Source organism: Salinicola sp. V024 (assembly GCF_052645315.1).
Genome location: NZ_JBQXYB010000002.1, coordinates 319,585 through 337,738, shown reverse-complemented (window position 1 = coordinate 337,738; position 18,154 = coordinate 319,585). Strand labels below are relative to the sequence as shown.

Annotated in this window: 18 protein-coding genes; 10 read left to right on the top strand and 8 right to left on the bottom strand. The window is 62.6% G+C overall.

Features of this window, described 5'->3' with window-relative positions:
- Positions 1 to 13 precede the first annotated feature (13 nt).
- The 7 genes from ACUN9V_RS04935 to ACUN9V_RS04905 are packed head-to-tail and all read left to right on the top strand — an operon-like array spanning position 14 to position 3,919.
- Positions 14 to 436: a hypothetical protein gene (locus ACUN9V_RS04935; RefSeq protein ID WP_445510561.1), complete on the top strand. Its 423-nt coding sequence runs from the start codon at positions 14 to 16 to the stop codon at positions 434 to 436.
- Complete coding sequence (locus ACUN9V_RS04930; protein WP_445510560.1) at positions 433 to 2,775, top strand: replication endonuclease; 2,343 nt, start codon at positions 433 to 435, stop codon at positions 2,773 to 2,775. The genes ACUN9V_RS04935 and ACUN9V_RS04930 overlap by 4 nt, the downstream gene beginning before the upstream one ends.
- 17 nt (positions 2,776 to 2,792) lie before the next feature.
- Positions 2,793 to 3,050 (top strand): hypothetical protein, encoded by a 258-nt coding sequence (locus tag ACUN9V_RS04925; protein ID WP_445510559.1) that lies wholly within the window; start codon positions 2,793 to 2,795, stop codon positions 3,048 to 3,050.
- Entirely contained in the window at positions 3,043 to 3,234 is a 192-nt protein-coding gene (locus ACUN9V_RS04920; protein ID WP_445510558.1) for a hypothetical protein, read from the top strand. The genes ACUN9V_RS04925 and ACUN9V_RS04920 overlap by 8 nt, the downstream gene beginning before the upstream one ends.
- Positions 3,227 to 3,445 (top strand): TraR/DksA C4-type zinc finger protein, encoded by a 219-nt coding sequence (locus ACUN9V_RS04915; protein ID WP_445510557.1) that lies wholly within the window; start codon positions 3,227 to 3,229, stop codon positions 3,443 to 3,445. The genes ACUN9V_RS04920 and ACUN9V_RS04915 overlap by 8 nt, the downstream gene beginning before the upstream one ends.
- Positions 3,442 to 3,672: a hypothetical protein gene (locus tag ACUN9V_RS04910; protein WP_445510556.1), complete on the top strand. Its 231-nt coding sequence runs from the start codon at positions 3,442 to 3,444 to the stop codon at positions 3,670 to 3,672. The genes ACUN9V_RS04915 and ACUN9V_RS04910 overlap by 4 nt, the downstream gene beginning before the upstream one ends.
- A complete protein-coding gene (locus ACUN9V_RS04905; protein WP_445510555.1) occupies positions 3,662 to 3,919 on the top strand; it encodes a helix-turn-helix transcriptional regulator in 258 nt (85 codons plus the stop codon). Before ACUN9V_RS04910 ends, ACUN9V_RS04905 begins: the two co-directional genes overlap by 11 nt.
- On the opposite strand, the gene ACUN9V_RS04900 is transcribed toward ACUN9V_RS04905, so the two are convergent.
- The 5 genes from ACUN9V_RS04900 to rpoE all read right to left on the bottom strand — a co-directional run bounded on the left by ACUN9V_RS04900 (position 3,882) and on the right by rpoE (position 10,130).
- Positions 3,882 to 5,108, bottom strand: a complete 1,227-nt coding sequence (locus ACUN9V_RS04900) for a tyrosine-type recombinase/integrase (RefSeq protein WP_445510554.1) — start codon at positions 5,106 to 5,108, stop codon at positions 3,882 to 3,884. The two genes, ACUN9V_RS04905 and ACUN9V_RS04900, sit on opposite strands and share 38 nt — an antisense overlap.
- 448 nt (positions 5,109 to 5,556) lie before the next feature.
- Positions 5,557 to 6,981, bottom strand: coding sequence for a DegQ family serine endoprotease (locus ACUN9V_RS04895; RefSeq protein ID WP_439283225.1), 1,425 nt, complete (start codon positions 6,979 to 6,981; stop codon positions 5,557 to 5,559).
- Positions 6,982 to 7,330: 349 nt separating this feature from the next.
- Complete coding sequence (locus ACUN9V_RS04890; protein WP_445510553.1) at positions 7,331 to 8,380, bottom strand: MucB/RseB C-terminal domain-containing protein; 1,050 nt, start codon at positions 8,378 to 8,380, stop codon at positions 7,331 to 7,333.
- Complete coding sequence (locus ACUN9V_RS04885) at positions 8,380 to 9,168, bottom strand: sigma-E factor negative regulatory protein (protein ID WP_445510552.1); 789 nt, start codon at positions 9,166 to 9,168, stop codon at positions 8,380 to 8,382. Before ACUN9V_RS04885 ends, ACUN9V_RS04890 begins: the two co-directional genes overlap by 1 nt.
- Before the next feature lie 356 nt (positions 9,169 to 9,524).
- Positions 9,525 to 10,130 carry an RNA polymerase sigma factor RpoE gene (gene rpoE / locus ACUN9V_RS04880; protein WP_075561311.1) on the bottom strand — a complete coding sequence of 202 codons (606 nt, stop codon included), beginning with the start codon at positions 10,128 to 10,130 and terminating at the stop codon, positions 9,525 to 9,527.
- Positions 10,131 to 10,490: 360 nt separating this feature from the next.
- Here rpoE and ACUN9V_RS04875 point away from each other — a divergent pair, with 360 nt between their 5' ends.
- The gene (locus ACUN9V_RS04875) at positions 10,491 to 11,573 is read left to right on the top strand and encodes a 3-deoxy-7-phosphoheptulonate synthase (RefSeq protein ID WP_075561310.1); all 1,083 of its coding nucleotides are present in this window, start codon (positions 10,491 to 10,493) and stop codon (positions 11,571 to 11,573) included.
- 108 nt (positions 11,574 to 11,681) lie between these two features.
- Here ACUN9V_RS04875 and dinG read toward each other — a convergent pair whose 3' ends face one another.
- Together dinG and rhlB are read right to left on the bottom strand one after the other, a co-directional pair.
- The gene (gene dinG / locus ACUN9V_RS04870) at positions 11,682 to 13,835 is read right to left on the bottom strand and encodes an ATP-dependent DNA helicase DinG (protein ID WP_445510551.1); all 2,154 of its coding nucleotides are present in this window, start codon (positions 13,833 to 13,835) and stop codon (positions 11,682 to 11,684) included.
- A 104-nt stretch (positions 13,836 to 13,939) separates the two neighbouring features.
- Positions 13,940 to 15,229 carry an ATP-dependent RNA helicase RhlB gene (rhlB, locus tag ACUN9V_RS04865; RefSeq protein WP_075561308.1) on the bottom strand — a complete coding sequence of 430 codons (1,290 nt, stop codon included), beginning with the start codon at positions 15,227 to 15,229 and terminating at the stop codon, positions 13,940 to 13,942.
- A 514-nt stretch (positions 15,230 to 15,743) separates the two neighbouring features.
- Here rhlB and ACUN9V_RS04860 point away from each other — a divergent pair.
- Positions 15,744 to 15,995, top strand: coding sequence for a hypothetical protein (locus ACUN9V_RS04860; protein WP_075561307.1), 252 nt, complete (start codon positions 15,744 to 15,746; stop codon positions 15,993 to 15,995).
- The gene (xthA, locus tag ACUN9V_RS04855; protein WP_445510550.1) at positions 15,995 to 16,813 is read left to right on the top strand and encodes an exodeoxyribonuclease III; all 819 of its coding nucleotides are present in this window, start codon (positions 15,995 to 15,997) and stop codon (positions 16,811 to 16,813) included. The genes ACUN9V_RS04860 and xthA overlap by 1 nt, the downstream gene beginning before the upstream one ends.
- Positions 16,814 to 16,944: 131 nt before the next feature.
- Here the strand turns inward: xthA and ACUN9V_RS04850 are convergent, their stop codons facing one another.
- Positions 16,945 to 18,153: a heme biosynthesis protein HemY gene (locus ACUN9V_RS04850; protein ID WP_445510549.1), complete on the bottom strand. Its 1,209-nt coding sequence runs from the start codon at positions 18,151 to 18,153 to the stop codon at positions 16,945 to 16,947.
- Between the last annotated feature and the right edge of the window lies 1 nt (position 18,154).

Here is an 18,154-nt window from a genome sequence, read left to right as displayed (position 1 = left end):
CCGGGAGATCGCCATGACTGCCACTCACTCCGTCACCCCATCGAAAGCGCATCTGTCGGTCGTCCAGCCGGACGGCCGCGCGGGGTTCGGCGCCCTGCGCGCCGAGCTGCACGCTCGCTGCGAGGATCGGGATCTCATCGCGCTGTGGTCGGGCCTGAAACTGGCCGAGCGCAAAGCCGTCCTGGCCAGCGCCGGGATGGAACCCCGCGACGCCCTGCGCAGCATCGAACAGATGAGCCAACACGATCGCGACGCTATCCGCGCCGCCATCGGCCGCATGAGCCGTTACGCCCAGCAGCTAGGTAGCCGCTTGGGTACCGAACGCCATGCCCACCCGAGCCGGGATCTGGCCGCGAATGCCCGCCGAGCGTTGGACGCGGGCCGAATGTGTGAGGCGCTGCACTGGCTCAACCTGATCGAACAGGGGGCGGAATGACCGCGGTCGAGCAATCACTCCAATTCGGCACGGCGGATTGTCATCGGTGGCGTCAGTCGATCTTCGATCGGTTCACGTCACTGGCCGAAAGCCTCGCGGCAGTTTTCGTCGAGATCGCCGAGAGACACGGCAATGCCGCCGGCAATACCTGGTTGCGCCGCCATGAATCTCGCTTCATCGACCCGGGTCGCGTGTTCGACCGCTTCGAGACACTGGCCGCCGACCTGCGCCGGGCGTTTGCCGAGATCCGCCGTCAAGGCACTCACACCGAGGGCCTGCTGGCCGCGTGTGACTGGCTGGCCGATGTCGAGAAACGCCTGGTGGTTGTCACGCTCAATGCCACCCACGATGACGACGCGCTGTGTGACTACGCCAAGGCACAGGCGATGGGCATCGAAGACGTGCGCAATAAGTTGATCGGCAACATCGCCAATCACAATCGCCGGCTGCGCCTCGGCCTGTTGCCGCCACCTCGCCACCTGCCGCGCCTGAATGGCGAGACCATTTCCGCCCAGGCACGTCAGCTTTCCCTGTTGATCGCCCAGGCGCGCAATCCGTTGACGCCGCCGGCGCCGAGCGTGCCGCTGCTCGCCGTCTTCCAGTGGGAACGCGCCCCGGTGATGAGCATTGCCGTCGCCGATGAAATGGCGCTAGCCCAGGCGCGGGAACGCGCCCGCCTGCATGGCATCACCCCGCCCAGCCCCAAGTCAAAGCGCGCCGAGCAGATCGCCCGGCTGGGCTGCGACAAGTGGTGGCGCCGCAAACTGCGCCGCATCACCGGCCGGCGGATCGAGCAGGTCATGCGTGAAGCGCGCCGCGTTCACAAGCGCGCGGGGATCTACTGCAGCGACCTGACCGTCGAGCGTCGCCGATCCCAGAAAGTGCGGAACCGAGCGCTGTTGGAAACCATTGAGGCGATCAACCAGAACGATCAGGTTTACACCCTTGCGGAACTGGCCGAGCTGGGGCTGGCGAACCCGGACCATCGACGCGCCGAGCTGATGCTGCGGATTCGCGATACCGAGGTCGAGGGAATGCGGCTCGGCCACGTCGGCCTGTTCTTCACGCTGACCACGCCGAGCCGTTTTCACCCGGTGCTGGCCAGCAGCTCGCAGCGCAATCCGAAATACGACGGCAGCACGCCCCGCGACGCACAGCAGTACCTGCAGAAGCTGTGGGCGCAGGCGCGTTCGTCGCTCGCCCGTGACGGGCTGGGTATCTACGGCATTCGTGTCGTCGAGCCTCACCACGACGGCACGCCTCACTGGCACATGCTGGTCTGGGCCAAGCCGGATCATGTCGAGGCTGTGACCGAAACGCTGCGCGACTACGCCGAGGCGGAATCGCCGCAAGAGCTGTTCGACCGCTTCGGCCAGAAAACGACGGCCCGTTTCAAGGTCGAGACCATCGACCCCCAGCGCGGTACCGCCGCCGGCTACGTGGCGAAGTACATCTCGAAGAACATCAATGGCGAGCAGTTCAGCAGAGCCGGCGTCGACGGCGATCACCTCGACAGCTACGGCCATGACCTCAACGACAGCGCGCCCCGCATCGAAGCGTGGGCGGCGACCTGGGGCATTCGCCAGTTCCAGTTTCTCGGCCTGCCTAGCGTCACCGTCTGGCGTGAAGTCCGCCGCCTGACAGAGCAGCAGGAAGACGAACTCAAGCGCTGGGAAGAATTGACCCAGCCCCGCGCCAGCATCGCCAACGTGCTCCACCAGATCCGCACCGCCGCCCTCGGCGGTCACTGGGATCAGTTCTTACGCCTAATGGGCGGCCCGAACACGCCACGCAAGGATCAGCCGATCAAGCCGTGGAGCATCCCCGCGTTCCGCACAGGCGATAAAGACCACGACTTCAGCCACGCCACCGGCGAGATGAACCGCAGCTTCGTCGAGCACGGACGTTACGGCGACGAGATCAAGGTTCCCAAGGGCCTGGTAGTGAAAGACCACAAAGGTCGAACGGCCGAGTTTCTCACCCGCCTGTATCGCTGGGACGTTCGGCCCAAGCGCAGCGCTGCAGGGGCGGGCCGTTCGGGAGGTGGCGAAGCCGCCGACCCTTGGACTTGTGTCACTAACTGTACGGACCCCGCCCCGGGCGACGGCCAAAGCCTCGTCCCCAAGGCCCTTTTGACCCCGAAAGAACTCACCCAGGAGGAGCTCGACGAGCAACTCCAGCGGTATCGAGAGTGGCGCGCCAGCGAAGAGGTCCGCCAAGAAATGGAATCGGTCGAGATCGAGGAACGCATGGTGCGCGCCATGGCTCACCGATTCGCTAAACCCGAAGCCCTGCCCGAGTGGCAAGGCGTTCAAGAGTACTTCCCGGAAGGGATCTGACAACAAAGGAGACCGACATGGCTCAACGAATCCCGAACGAACCGCGCCTGGTACCGAAGAAACCCCGCTGGACCGGCGTCGATATGGCCGTGCCCCGCGGCACGCTGCAGGACGCCGGCGAACTTGCCGTGCTGGCACCAAACATCGGCGAAACGCGCCACCGCTTCGCGATGGTCGTCTCATTCGACAGCGAAGAAGCGTTACGCCAGGCCGTCACCAACCACCGCTGCGCGTATCGCGACAGCCAGACCGTCGAGGAGCTCAACCATGGCTGATATCGAGAGCACCCTCGAAGGAAAAACCAAGATCTGCGTGAGCTGTGAAGAGGACTTTCCGGCAGATCGCGAGTTCTTCTACGGCGACCGACGCCAGCCGGACGGTCTGAGAAGCACCTGTAAAGGCTGCTATAGCGAGTTGCCGAGCGTGCAGAAGCGAATGAAGGAGCAACCCCATGGCTGATGCAGCAGATAACGCCGTTGCCGTCATCGAGCGTCACCTCGCCCACTCACTCGCTCGGCACCGACTACCAGTGGACGTGGCCACCGATCCCTACTGCGAGGACTGCGGGGTAGAGATCCCAGCCCGCCGACGCGAAGTCGCCCCCTGGGCAACCACCTGCGTCGATTGCCAGGGCCTTCGTGACCACAAAGCCAAGGGGATGCGGCGATGAACAAGAGCTATGACGATCTGTGCCAGGAAGTGGCGCTGTTGCACGACAACCTCACGGAAGCCGCCCAGGCCGTCGAAAAGGCCCGCAACCACGGCACCCGACTGGGTAACCAGCTTCAGGCGTCCAACGCCATGCTGGGCGAGGCGCTTGATCTGGGCGAAGAGTTCAGCACCCGCTGTCGGGTACTGGAAGCGGAAAACGCACGTCTGAGGAGTGATGAGCCATGAGTGGCCAGCACGACGATCGATCAACAAGCTTCAAAAGACAGACAGGAGAGACCTGATGACCAACCCGGAGATGTACACGACAACCGACCTCTGCGACCGCTACGGCCGCTCACCGGATACACTGAAGCGGTGGCAGACTTCTCGCGGCTTTCCTCGGCCGGTGGTTCAGGGTGGCCATGGTGCCCAATCGCGTTGGCGTCGCGCCGACGTTACTCGCTGGGAAGATCGCCAGACACAATCCGCATGACCTGCTCATGCCAAAGCCGATACGCCGTAGCCTGCTCCTCGAGATAGTCGTAACGATCGTAGACCTGCCAGACGCCCGGCAGAACATGGCCCAGCATGATCTCGCAGACGTGAGGCTCTGCAAGCTGAGACCAGCGTGTCCGGGCCGTCTTGCGCAGGTCATACATCGACCAATGGGCCATCTCGATTCCCATCTGCTTTTGCGCCACCCCGAGCACAGCATAGGGAAAGCTCAGTACCGATCGGTCACCTAGCGGGACCGCCTTCGACTCGCCGCTGAAGAGCCGATCAGGTACGAGAGATAGCGACATTGCTTGCCGGATTAGCGGTGCAACTTCGGCGATAACCGGTCGCCTGAGAGATTTCCCCGTCTTCCGACCCGTCTTATGCCGCTCCGGCGGTATCTCCCACACCCCTGCATCGAAATCGAACTCGCTCCGCTTGGCGCCGATCAGCTCGCCCGGGCGGGAGCCGTATAGCAGCGAGAGCTTGACGAACAACTTGGAGCGCAGCGGCATCCGTGACCGCTCCAGGGCGTGCCAGAGCACCCACAAATCGCGATCACTCAGAACTCGCCCCGCCACACGTTTACGGTTCACTCGCAGATCTTCGACAGCAGAGATCGACGCCAACGGCTGCTGCGCGATAACACCCCGTTTGGCACCCCACTTATGGGCCTGCTTCATGTTGGAGAGCACCCGCTCAGCGATCCTGGGCTTGGCCAGGGCGAGATCCTCGAGCAACTCCATCCACGTCCGGAGCGTTGTCTGGTCGGCCGGTAATGTGCCGAGGGTAGGAAATACGTGTAGCTCGAAGCTACGCAGGATCTCGCGCGCACCGGCTTTCTGGGATTCGCAATAACGCACGTACCACTCGCGCACTAGCGTCTCATTGGTGTGAGCCTCCGCAATCGACGCCTGTTCCATTTTCCGCAGCAACCTGGGGTCATGGCCCTGCTCTAGCTGAGAACGCCTCTTCAATGCCTCTTCTCGAGCCTGTTTGAGCGTCATCGCAGGGTAGCTACCGAGATCCATCCGCGCTGGCTTGCCGCCATAACGAAACCGCATCTGGAAGACGACCTTGCCGGCACGAGTGGCGCGCGCCCCCATGCCATCGCGGTCCGCCTTCTCCGTTGGCGTCTCACGCGGCTTGCGGTGTGCGGCCTTCAGCCAGGCATCGGTGAGCGGCATGTGTACATACTCCAGTCGCAAAAGCATTTTGAGCGCGAAGTATGTACACAGGTGAGTACACATTTCTAGCGCATAGCTGACAGAATCAGCGCGAAACAGTGCGGGTCAGATCGAGCCAGACAAGGAATAAACCATTGAAATGGTAGGATTTAGCGGGATACAGAGGGAGGCAGTGCGGGGAGATTAAGCGTCGATATGGGCGATGATCGAGAAGTTGCGAATGAACTTCAGTTGCTCGTTACTTGCAGCGTCTGCCATTTAAGCCTTACCGGTCATTTGTACACGCGCAGTCCGCACGGAGTGCTGTAGCCAAGTCGCGCGGTCGATTTCGAATTGGGCGCATTGTACCGACATGGCCGGGGCAAAGACAGCGACAACCGGAACGCACACAGCCCCGCTCGAGCGGGGCTGTGTAGGCTGCAACGCGTTGCTGTTCGCGTAACCCGGCTCAGTCGCCGGACTTCAGGCGCAGCGCCACGAACAGCGAGTTGCCGTCACGCACGATTCGCACCGGAATCGCGCGATCGTCATCGGCTTTCTTGACCGCGTCGATCAACTGGTCGGCGCTGTCGATCGGCTTCTGATCGAAACTGACGACCACATCCCCCGGCTGAATGCCTGCGGAAGCCGCCGCGCCACGCGGGTCGACGCGACGCACCAGCGCGCCCTTGTCGATATCCAGCTGCTGCTTCTCCTGATCGTTGAGATCGCTGACCGCGATACCCAACTGGGTCTGATCGTTGGAGGATTCGCTGGATGGCGAACCGTCGGCGGCCATCTCTTCCGGCCAATCCCCTACGGTCACGTCGATGTCGCGCTCGGTACCGTCACGCATGACCTGAAGCTTGACCTCATCGCCCGGCGACACCTGACCGACCACGCGGGGCAGCGTAGTGGAGTCCTGGATATCCGACCCGTTGGCGCTCAGAATCACGTCGCCTGCCTTCAGACCAGCCTTCTGGGCAGGGCTGTCATCGCTGACGTCCGATACCAGCGCACCGTTGGTGCCGTCGAGGCCGAACGATTCGGCAAGATCCTTGGACACCGGCTGGATCACCACGCCCAACCAGCCGCGGCTGACATGACCTTCGGTGCGCAGCTGATCGGCGACATTCATGGCAACGCTGATCGGTACCGCGAACGATAGACCCATGAAACCGCCACTACGCGTATAGATCTGCGAATTGATACCCACGACCTCGCCGTCGAGGTTGAACAGCGGCCCGCCGGAGTTGCCTGGGTTGATCGCTACATCGGTCTGGATGAACGGCACGTAGGTCTCGCTCGGCAGCGTGCGGTTGATGGCGCTGACGATGCCGGCCGTCACCGAATGGTCGAAACCGAACGGAGAGCCGATGGCGGCAACCCACTCGCCGGCCTCCAGATCGTCTGAGTCACCGATCTTCAACGTCGGCAGATCGTTGGCGTCGACCTTGAGCAACGCCACGTCGGTGCGGGTGTCGGAACCCACCAGCTTGGCCGGCAGCTCACGCCGATCGTTCAGCCGCACCATGATCTCGTCCGCATCCTTGACCACGTGGGCGTTGGTCAGAATGTAGCCATCCTTACGAATGACGAATCCCGACCCGAGGGATTTACGCTCCTCCTCTTCACCCTGGCCGCCTGGGCTACCGGGGATCTGCGGCATCTGATCGCCGAAGAAACGTCGGAATATCTCGGGGACGTCCTGCTGACCGTAAGGGCCGCTGGACGCGCTGACACTGCTGGTCGTGGCGATGTTGACGACGCCGGGCGCAGCCTGTTTGACCAGCTTGGTAAAGTCGGGCAGTTCGCGTGCCTGTGCCGCCTGAACGGACAATAACGTCACGGCCATCAAGAGCCACGGAGCGAACCATCTTGTCATGCGTTCCATAAACACTCCTAAACATCGATGAAGACTCTGAGAGTCACACGTTGAGAAGATCGATGGCCGTGAGGGGTAAATTAAGCGCCGCTGATAAACCTCACGTCATCGCATCGTCGCCGCGGCTGATGACAAGACGCGGCGACCACAGTCATTGATACGAAAAACCGGCAAGAGTTCAACGGGATGTAAAGTTTCTTTGCAGCGGCGGCAGCCATCGATTCGCTATCGCCAACGGCTATCGACGAGCAGACGGGACGAAGAAACAGGGCCCGCCAGCAGCGGTTCAGCCATTGGCCCATGCTCGGGAATGCCATCAGAAGCTACGGGGAAGGACCGTCAGGAACCACCAGCGGAACTATTCAGCGGAACTATCAGCGGAGATGTCATCGAAACTATCGGCAGCGGTGTCGCTGGCGCCATCTTCATTATTCCACGCCACGCTCGAGGCGATGCGTGCCAGCACCTCGGCCGGGGCCTCCCCAAGCACCAGTATCTGCATGGGCCGACCCTGATGAATCACATGGCGAACAGCGCCGTAGGAGATACCCAGACGATGAATACCCGCCAGCAAGGCGCGCCGGTCATTGGCCATGGGTTCGACGAACAGGCTGATGCTGGTCAGGCCGTCGCTGTAAAGGCGATGCTCCACCCGAGCACTCTGGTCAGGGCTTTCCGGGGGAATCGGCTGCGCGGTAAAACCCGCAGGCAGCCACTGCGCATGCCACGGGGAGTCCGCAGGCTGGAGGCCTGGCCCGAGACGCAACGTGCCGGCATAGAGCTTGGGCTTTTGAAGATCGGTTATCTGGAAGGTTTCGAGAATCTGCCCGTCGATGCCGATCATCTCGCGCTTGAGCGGCAACGCTGTCTCGCGATCGAGCCATAGGCGGTAGCCGTAGCGCAGCCCGTCCTGCGGTTCGACATCGAGTCGCCATGCCGGGCGGCCGGCGATCCGCTCGAGCGCCATCGGTTGGAGTTCGTAGTGTGCGACGATCTGGCGAGTGAGCTCGGCGGGTGCGACGCCGGCCGAGAAGCCCAGGGCGCTCTTTTTCGAGCCTTGGCCTACGCTGCCTCGCTTTTCCACAGCGATGGGCGGGCCATCAAGGAATCTGGCGGACTCTGTCTCGACCCCGTCTTCGACGCTGTGGGTCAGCGCCAGCGTTCTGACACCATCGAAGCTGATGCGGACGGCACGCGCTCCGAAGTTGTAGCAGTGGCTGGCCCAGAGACTGCGCTGAAATAACGCGTCGGGGGAGACATCACTGTCACTACCCGCGCCAAGATTACCGCAGTCGAAGGTTTCCTGGCCGGTTCGATCATCGGCAAGCGATGACGCCGGCATGGCAGCCGACGCTGCCACTACGGCGAATACCGCGGCCCAAGGGGCCCGGGGGGAGATCCGGAACATCAACGCGCGTCCGTAGCTCCGGCGCTGCCGATCTGGGCGGACAGGCCACCCGGCGTGCGCAGCAATGGCATCCAGTTGTCGCCGGTGCTGTAGGCGGCCCCGACAGAATGACGCTCGAGATAGGATTGCAGTGTCTGCGCCTGCTCTCTGTCGATATTGGGCGACTGGCGCGTGCTTGGAGACATGAACATCGGCTGCATGACCTGCTCACCGACGGTCATCAACCCGCTGTTACCGCCGTTACCCGGGTTGCCACTGCCAAAGCTGCCAGCGCCACCCAGCGCATACGGCAGGCCGTTGGAGATGGGCGCCTGCATGGAAGCCTGCATCGCACCGCCCTGCCCGCCTGACATCTGTTCCGAGGCCAGCGAAGGCTGTGCCCCCGCCGACGAAGCCGCTCCACTGCTGGACGCGACGTCCGGCGATACCGTGGTGCCACCACCAAACTGGCTGTTGTAGACCTGAACGCCGGTGATCACCATCAGCGATACCGCGGCCGCAACGGCGGCTCCACTCATCATCGAGAACGAATGGCGCTTCGTCGGTTCGCTACCGGACTCCCGAACCGGCTGCGGCTCGTCGGCAATGGCAGCCATCACATCGCGGGAAATATCGATGTCGACGATCGCATCGCGCTCACGTCGCATCATGCTTCGAGCAAGATGATATCGACGCCAGGTGTCGCCCTCTTGCGAGGCCGCACCCATCGTCTTGAGAACTCGTCTCAGGTCGAATTCATCGGCTTCGTTATCCATCAGTGCGGAAAAAGACTCGTGCACCTGTTTCATGATTACACCCTCACACTCGGCCTTGCGGCTCGCCACGTGTTGAATGACGGCAACGTTCAGAATGACATCTGGAGGCGCGTCAGCTTGATCGACGCCTTTCGAGACGCGCAAGCTCGACCTCTGTGTCACCGGCTCATCATGACCGGGTGTCCCCGGTCGACGACGCCATGGCCATCACCTGCGCTGCCTTGGCCATCATCTGCCCCTACTACGACGACAAAAATCGACGACAGTTCATTTTCGATTCATCTTTCATTCGCTGACCGTCGCCAACTTCCAGCGAAGACCGATGAATCCCTTACCGGACGCGACACGCCCCTCGCCGAGACATCCGCGTATGAGCACCTCTACATCATTCAGGAATCATTGACCGCATTGCCGGTACCATGTTCCAGCAGCGGCTCGATATGTTTATCGACGGCTTCACGAGCCCGAAATATCCGCGAGCGCACGGTACCCACCGGGCACTCCATGATCGTGGCGATATCTTCGTAAGAGAGCCCATCGAACTCACGCAGGGTGATCGCGGTACGCAGATCGTCGGGCAGCTTATCGATCGCCTCGAACACCGCCGCTTCGAGCTGGTCACGGGCAATCGCCGCCTCGGGGGATTCGATATCCGATAGTCGTCCACTCTGATCGACGATTTCGGCATCACTGATGTCGAGATCGCTGCCGGGCGGACGACGCCCCCGCGATACCAGATAATTCTTCGCCGTATTGATGGCGATTCGATACATCCAGGTATAGAAGGCACTCTCGGCGCGGAAGCTTCCCAACGCACGATAGGCCTTGATGAAAGCTTCCTGGGCAACGTCCTGAACTTCGGAATGATCCTGAACATAACGGCTGATCAAGCCGAGGATCTTGTGCTGATACTTCTTGACCAGGAGATCGAAAGCTCGGCTATCTCCTTTCTGCGCGCGTTCGACGAGCTGTTGGTCGGTCTCTCGGACACCCATTCAGACCCTCCCCGTACAGTGGGGGACGGAAAACGGCGGAAGCGGAAGTCGAGTGACAGCGCGGCGGTGACAAGTGTGGTGACTAGGAAACAATACGCTCATGATCCAACCTGGAGCCCTCGAGCTCGCGATTCAATGACAGGCGTGCAACTTATAACAGAAACGCTGGATTAGCACGCGAAGCTGCCCCGGCGTTTGGGTTTTATCCTGCCCCATCAAACTATCATTCCGGGCTCGATTTCCTGAAATTCGACCCGGTCTCGCGGCTCGACAACAGCCCGAAAGTTGATTTTTACACCTCGCAGCCTCCATAGTACGCGCTTCACGCGCAGTCACTAATCAGAGTCAACGGGCCCCAGCATGTCGGAACAGCAGGTCAACAATCTCAACGTTCTTTCCCAGGATGTCCTGATTACCCCGGAAGCGTTGAAGCAGAACATTCCGCTCACGGAATCCGCCGAGCGCACGGTCATCGAAGGGCGCCAGACCATCCAGCGCATTCTGGATCGTGAAGATCCACGTCTGCTGGTAGTCATCGGCCCGTGTTCGATCCACGACCCGGATGCCGCTCGCGACTACGCCAGACGCCTTCGCAAGCTGGCCGATGCCGTCAGCGACAGCCTCTATATCGTGATGCGCGTCTATTTCGAGAAGCCCCGCACCACGGTCGGCTGGAAAGGCTTGATCAACGACCCGCACCTTAACGACTCGTTCGAGATCGAAGAGGGCCTGCACATCGCTCGTCGTCTGCTGGTGGATCTGGCCGAGATCGGGCTGCCGCTGGCCACCGAGGCGCTGGACCCGATCTCGCCGCAATATCTGCAGGACTGCATCAGCTGGTCGGCCGTGGGCGCACGCACCACGGAATCCCAGACTCATCGCGAGATGGCCTCCGGCCTGTCCGGGCCCGTCGGGTTCAAGAACGGCACCGATGGCAGCCTGGATGTGGCAGTCAACGCCTTGCAGTCGGTGGCCAGCCCGCACAACTTCCTGGGTATCGACCAGTCCGGCCAGGTTGCCGTAATTCGCACTCGCGGCAACGCCTATGGCCATGTAGTGCTGCGCGGCGGCAACGGCAAGCCCAACTACGACAGCGTCAGCGTCACGCTGGCCGAGCAGGAGCTGCACAAGGCCGGCCTGAAGGCCAATCTCATGGTCGACTGCTCTCACGCCAATTCCAACAAGGACCCGGCGCTGCAGCCGCTGGTCATGGAAAACGTGACCCATCAGATTCTCGATGGCAACCGTTCGGTCATCGGCCTGATGATCGAGTCGAACATCGGCTGGGGTAGCCAGAAGGTTCCGGAAGATCGCAGTCAGCTCGAATATGGCGTCTCGATCACCGACGCCTGCATCGACTGGCCGACCACCGAACGCACACTGACCCAGATGGCAGAGCAGTTGAAGTCACCGCTTAAGGCGCGCCAGCAGGACGAGGACTGATTCGTAAGCGAATCCCGCCAAAGCGAACACGATCCAGAAAAACGCCCGATGCTGCGAACCAGCATCGGGCGTTTTTTCATTCGAGACGACATGCCGCGACATCGAGATTCAGGACCTGACCGGGTCTCCCATGTCGACGCCCTCGATCTGGCGTCGGAACGGCGGCAGCGCATCCAGCAACGCCTTGCCGTAGCGGCGCGTCAGCACGCGCCGGTCCAGCAACGAGATACGCCCGCTATCGTCCTCCTTACGAATCAATCGTCCACACGCCTGCACCAGCTTGATCGACGCATCCGGCACCGAAATTCGCATGAACGGATTGCCGCCCTGGCTTTCGATCCATTCGGCGAGCGTCGCACCGACGGGATCGTCCGGCACCGAGAACGGCAGCCGCGTAATCACCACGTGGGTCAGGTAACGACCGGGTAGATCGATGCCTTCGGCGAAGCTCGCCAGACCAAAGATCAGACTCCCCTTCTCGGCATCGACGGCGACGCAATGACGCTCCAGCAGTTCACGTTTGGGCAGTCGATCCTGGGAAAGCAGCCGCGATGCCCACGGCTCCGGTAGCGCATCCGCCACGCTGCGCAGCTGTTTGCGCGACGAAAACAGCACCAGCACCGCTTCGTCGTCGGCCAGGCCTTCGATGAACTGCACGATGGAGCGGTCGTGGGCCATGGCATCGCCGGGCTCGACCGCCTCGCGCGGCACGCTGAGCGTCGCACGGGAGTAGTCGAACGGACTCGGCAGGCGCTGATAGCGGTAGCGGTTGGCCAGTCCGGCGCGTTCCTGCAGGCGTTCGAAGCGGTTGAGCGCCGTCAGTGTCGCCGAAGTGACCACCGCCCCGTAGCAGCTTCCCCAGAGATGACGCGCCAACGTCTCCGCCGCCGATACCGGACTGGCGGAAAACGTAAGCTCCGGCTCACCGCCGAAACTCTGGAACGTCAACCAGCGCGCCTGTGGCGCCTGTCCGGCCGGATCGGGCTTGGCCATGGCCGACCATAGCGCGTGCGCCTCGAGGGCGCGGCCATGAAGCAGCGCCGTCAATGGCAGCCAGGGTTCGGCCTGCTCCCGCGGGAGCCCGGTGGATTTATCCGGATCGAGGCTCTCGCGCAGGATGTCGCTCATCGTCTCCAGGTCGCGCGAGAGTTCGGCGAACGGTATGACCAGTTGCTGAGCGAGCTCGACCAGCGGCTCGGGGGCGCGGCCGTTGGGGAAGCGGAAGTTCTGCGTTTCATCGCCGGCACCGGCACTCAGCCCGGCGATCTGATGACCCATGGCATAGGCATCGCCGAGCCGGGGCTCCAGCGCCGCTATCCGCTCGGGAAAGCTGGCCAGCAGTCGTGCCAAGGTGGGCTGAGCGCCCAGCGCGGTGTTCAATTCGGTCAGCGATTTCTTCAACGTTCGCAACCAGCGCAGCGTGGCGTTGATCCCGAAGCGATGATAGAAATGATCCAGCGCCTTGTCCGGCAGATGGTGCCCTTCATCGAAGACGTAGATGCAGTCCTTGGGCGATGGCAACACCATGCCGCCGCCCAGCGCCAGATCCGCCAGCACCAGATCATGGTTGGCAACGATGATATCGGCCTGCTCGAGATGCCGGCGCGAACGAAAATAGGCGCAGGCGCCGAAATGACCGCAGCGGCGATTGGTACATTGACGATGATCCACCGTCAGCCGCCGCCAGTCGCGATCATCGATGGCGACCGGCCAGCTGTCACGATCCCCTTCCCAGTTCCCCGACGCGTAGGTATCGGCCATCTCCTGAATCAGCTGAGGGAAGTCACCCCCGGCATCCGTGGCGATGGTCTGCTCGAACAGCGACAGCGTCGGATTGGGTTCGGCCCCTTCCAGCGCCTGGTCCAGCTTGGCCACGCAGAGGTAACGCCCCCGCCCCTTGGCCAGCGCGTATTCGAAGTCGAGGCCACTGTGCGCCTTGAGCATCGGCAGATCCTGATTCAGAACCTGCTCCTGGAGCGCCACCGTGGCGGTGGCGATGACAAGACGCTTGCCGCGGGCCTTGGCCACGGGCAGTGCCGACAATAGATAGGCGAGCGTCTTGCCGGTTCCGGTACCGGCTTCCAGCACACAGACGTGCTCGTTGGAGGTTCTCCGACCTTGCTCGTCCTGCTCGATCGACGCCAGCGTCCGCGCGATTTCCGCGATCATTAGGCGCTGACCGTAGCGCGGCGTGAGCTCCAGCCCCTCGAGCACGCGCCGGTAAGCCTCTTGAATCTGTTGCTTGAGGGGTTCGTCGAGCATGCGCGTTCCGGAGCGGAATGGTATCGGGAAAGGATCGCCCACCGAGGGTGGGCGATTACCGGAGAACAGCCTCAGGGATCTGCGCCGCCCTGGATGTCAGCCGCTCAGGGCCGCATCGATTCGGGCGGATGCTCGCAGGGCAGCTTGCCGTTGATGTAGTTCTCGATCTCGGGCAACGAGAACGCATCTTCCTCGCCGACGAAACTGATCGATACGCCCTGGGCGCCGGCCCGGCCGGTACGGCCGATACGATGAACGTAGTCTTCCGGGTCTTCCGGCAGTGTGAAGTTGATCACGTGGCTGACATCTTCGATGTGAATGCCACGCCCGGCGACATCGGTCGCCACCAGCACGTTCACTTCACCTTCACGGAAACGCTCCAGCGTCTTGATGCGCTGACTCTGCGGCACGTCACCGGAAAGCATCGCCACATTGATGCCCTGTTCACGCAGTAGCTGATCCAGCTCACGGACGAGATCGCGACGGTTGGCGAACACGATGACCCGCTCCATCGCCTCCTGGTTGACCAGATTGAACAGCAGCTTGCGCTTGTCGCTGTCACTGACCAGATAGACACGCTGATCGATGTTGGCTGCGTTGTCGTGGGTCACCTCGATCTCGACGTGAGCCGGGTTCTGGGTCCACTGCTCGGAAAGACCGAGGATATCCGGCGTGAAGGTCGCCGAGAACAGGAAGGTCTGACGCTCCACTGGCTTGGGCGTGTAGCGAATGATGCGCTTGACGTCGGGAATGAAGCCCATCGACAGCATCCGGTCGGCTTCATCCAGCACCAGCACTTCCACCTGAGACAGGTCGATATCCCGCTTCTGCTGGAAATCGAGCAGTCGGCCCGGCGTTGCCACCAGCACGTCCAGATTCTTGCTCAACTGATCGCGCTGCTTCTGGTAGTCCATGCCACCGACGACGCTCGCCACGTTCAGCGACGTGAACCGCGCCAGCGCCTTGGCATCCTTTTCGATCTGCAGGGCCAGTTCGCGGGTCGGCGCAACGATCAGCGCGCGCGGCGTCCCCGGCTTCTGTCCGTCCGGCGCTTCCTCTTCGAGAAAATAGGCCAGCATGGAGATCAGGAACGCGGCCGTCTTGCCGGTTCCGGTCTGCGCCTTGCCGACCACATCGCCGCCGAGCAGCGTGTGCATCAGCGCTTCGGCCTGAATCGGCGTGCAGTACTCGAAGCCCTCGGCCTGGATCGCCCGCATCAGCGGAGTCGGCAGGTCGAAGTCATGGAACCGCCAGCGCCCGGCAACAGGCTCGACCTGAAACTGCTTCAGCGACCAGCCGGAAGCGTTACGGGACTGGGATTTACGTGGCTTGCGCCGACGCCGCTTGGGTCTGCGATTCTCTGCCGGGGGCTGGGTGTTGTCAGACTCACTCATAGTAATGACGAATGTCCGAAATCGATTGACGGTTTGACTCGCGACGGCTGGCGCCCTGTTCGACGACGCCGACATCGGCGCGGCGGGACAGGCGTTCACGCCCTCCAGGAGGGTACTTCTAGGTTAGGTAGTGCTAGACAGCTAATGCCAAGCAGTGCTTCTAGACGATACCTCGACGCGACGATTGACGACTTCGCAGGGGCTGAGCCCAGCGCGAGCCGGGGGCATTATATCAGCCCAGCCCGCTAACGTCGCGAGCCCAGTCGATCAACGTCTCCTCGCCCAGTCGACCCACGTCTCGTCGCCCTGCCAATCAACGGCTTGTCAGGCGCTCGGGCGCTATCGAACGTCGAGGGGCGGCGAGCGCGGTCGTTAAGCGCTGGCACCTGCATCGCTGGCTGTTAGAATACGAGGTAATGTCCCGATGTCTCATTTCGCGACGCCATGTCTCGGCGTGGCGTTGTCGAGACTGTCGATGGAAATCGTTCGATGGAAACCGCTATAGGTCGCGCGCATGACTCGCAGAAAGAAGACCAAGTCGCTGGCCGACAAGGTGACGATTCGTACCGGAAAGCGCAAGGACTACCGCCGCTGGCGCCATGACAACCCCGACGCGGTGGCCCCGTCCCGCCGTTATGTCGACAAGAAGACTCAGCAGCGAAAACTCCAGGCCGAGCGCAAGCGTCAGCGCCAGAGTGCCCCGCCGCTACCGCTGCACGCCTCCAAAACCGACAGCGACGCTTCGAAGAATGGGGACTCCGACTGATGCGACTGGTTTCCTTCAACATCAACGGTATCCGCGCCCGGCTGCACCAGCTCGCCGCCTTGATCGAGACTCACGCGCCGGACGTCATCGGTCTTCAGGAAACCAAGGTCCAGGACAGCGAATTCCCACGCGAGGCAGTCGAAGCGATGGGCTATAACGTCCACTTCCACGGCCAGAAGGGCCATTACGGTGTGGCAATGCTGACCAGAGTGGCACCGGAATCCGTGCATTACGGGCTGCCCGATGACGGCGAGGAAGCGCAGCGTCGGCTGATCGGGGTGACGCTGAAGATGGAAGACGGTGCGCCATTGACGGTCTGGAACGGCTACTTCCCTCAGGGCGAGAATATCGCGCACCCGACCAAGTACCCCAACAAGCGGGCGTTCTACGCCGGGCTCAATGCTTTGCTGGAGACGCAGCACGAGCCTTCCGAGCGCGTGGCGATCATGGGGGATTTCAATATCTCGCCGGCCGATATCGACATCGGGATCGGTGAAGACAGCCGCAAGCGCTGGCTACGCGAGGGCAAGACCAGCTTTCAGCCGGAAGAGCGGGAATGGCTCGAACGCCTCAAGGCGTGGGGTCTCGAAGATAGCTATCGACGCTGCCACCCCGATGACAGCGACACTTTCAGCTGGTTCGACTACCGGTCCAAGGGCTTCGATCGCGAACCCAAGCGCGGGCTGCGCATCGACTACATCCTGGTTACCGAACCGCTGGCCCGCGCCACGCGCCACTCGGGTATCGACTACGACCTGCGCGCCATGGAGCGGCCTTCCGACCATGCCCCGGTGTGGACCGAGTTCGCGCTGGATTGAGGCGATTTGGCCCAAGCCGAGTCGATCGACAAGCGCAGCGACACCACGAACTCGCTGAACCAAAACGGCGACGCCTGGGAATCCCAGACGTCGCCGTTTTGTTTCGTGGCCCGCGTCAGAGATCGCATTCTCTAATCCAGCGAATCCAGCCACTGCTGCGCCTGATCGACGCCCGCAGCTTTGGCCCGGCGGAACGCGTCGCGTGCCGCGTCCTGATCGTCCAGCTGTGCCGTGGCAATGCCTTGCAGCAGCCAATCCCGCCCGGACATGTCGCCGCCTGCCTCTCTCAATGCCGAGAACGCATCCAGCGTCGTTTGCCATTCGCCCCAACCGTATGCGAGCTCGGCGAGTTGCTGCCAATCTTCTGTGCGACCGCTCTGTTCGGCAAGCTTGCGCCACGCCGTCAGCGCTTGGTGGTGATCGCGAGCCGCAGTCCAGGCCTGGGCGGTCAAGCGCAGCGTCGCGGGGCTGGATTGCAGCTGGCCGTCATCCAGCCAGCGCTGCAGATACTCGGCGGCTCGTGCCGGCGTTCCCCCGGCGATATGCAACTTCGCCAGCTGCAGCAGATCGTCGCGCGAGGTCAACGCCCCACGACGCCAGCCGCTCTCCCAGATCGCGGCAGCGCGGCCGTCATCTCCCGCCCTTTGCGCCAGCCCCGCCGCTCGTCGCCAGACGTCCGGCGAACTCGCATCGTCGCCGAGCAGCGCCAAAGCGTCGTCGAACCGACCCGTCTGCTGGTAGACCGTGCTCGCCAATTGCTGCTGTGAGGAGCTCCACCCCTCGGCGCCGGATTGGCGGAGGCGATCGAGCGAATTGGCCGCGGCCGACCACTCTTTCAGCGAGGCCCGCGCCTGTACCAGCAGCCAACGAGAGGTGTCGTCGCCGCCGCTTCGTTCGACCCACTGCGTCAGTCGATCCGCGCCTTGTTCCGTCTGACCGGCACTCAGCCGAAGCTGTGCTTCCTGGCGTAACCAGGCCAGCCGGCGGGCATCGGGAACCTCGTCGATGCCGCGCGCCTCGGCCAACTGATCCGCCCCCTGGCTATCGTTTCCCTGCCGGGCATTGGCCGACGCGGCCAACTGCAGGAACAGCGCGCGCCCCCAGCGGTCGGCGGCATTCCCTCCTTGCAGCCGCGAGGCCGAAGCCGCGGCACGCGAGGCCACTGCCGCATTATCACCGGCCTCGAGCTGCGACTGCATCGAGTGCAGCGTCTGAATCATGTCCGGACGCAGCGCCGGCCCTTCCGCCTGGGCCGACGAAACGCCGCCGAGGCCGATCAGGCCCGCGGCCATCAGTGTCAAGCATCGCTTGCGCAGATCTCGGACCACCGTCGAACTCATC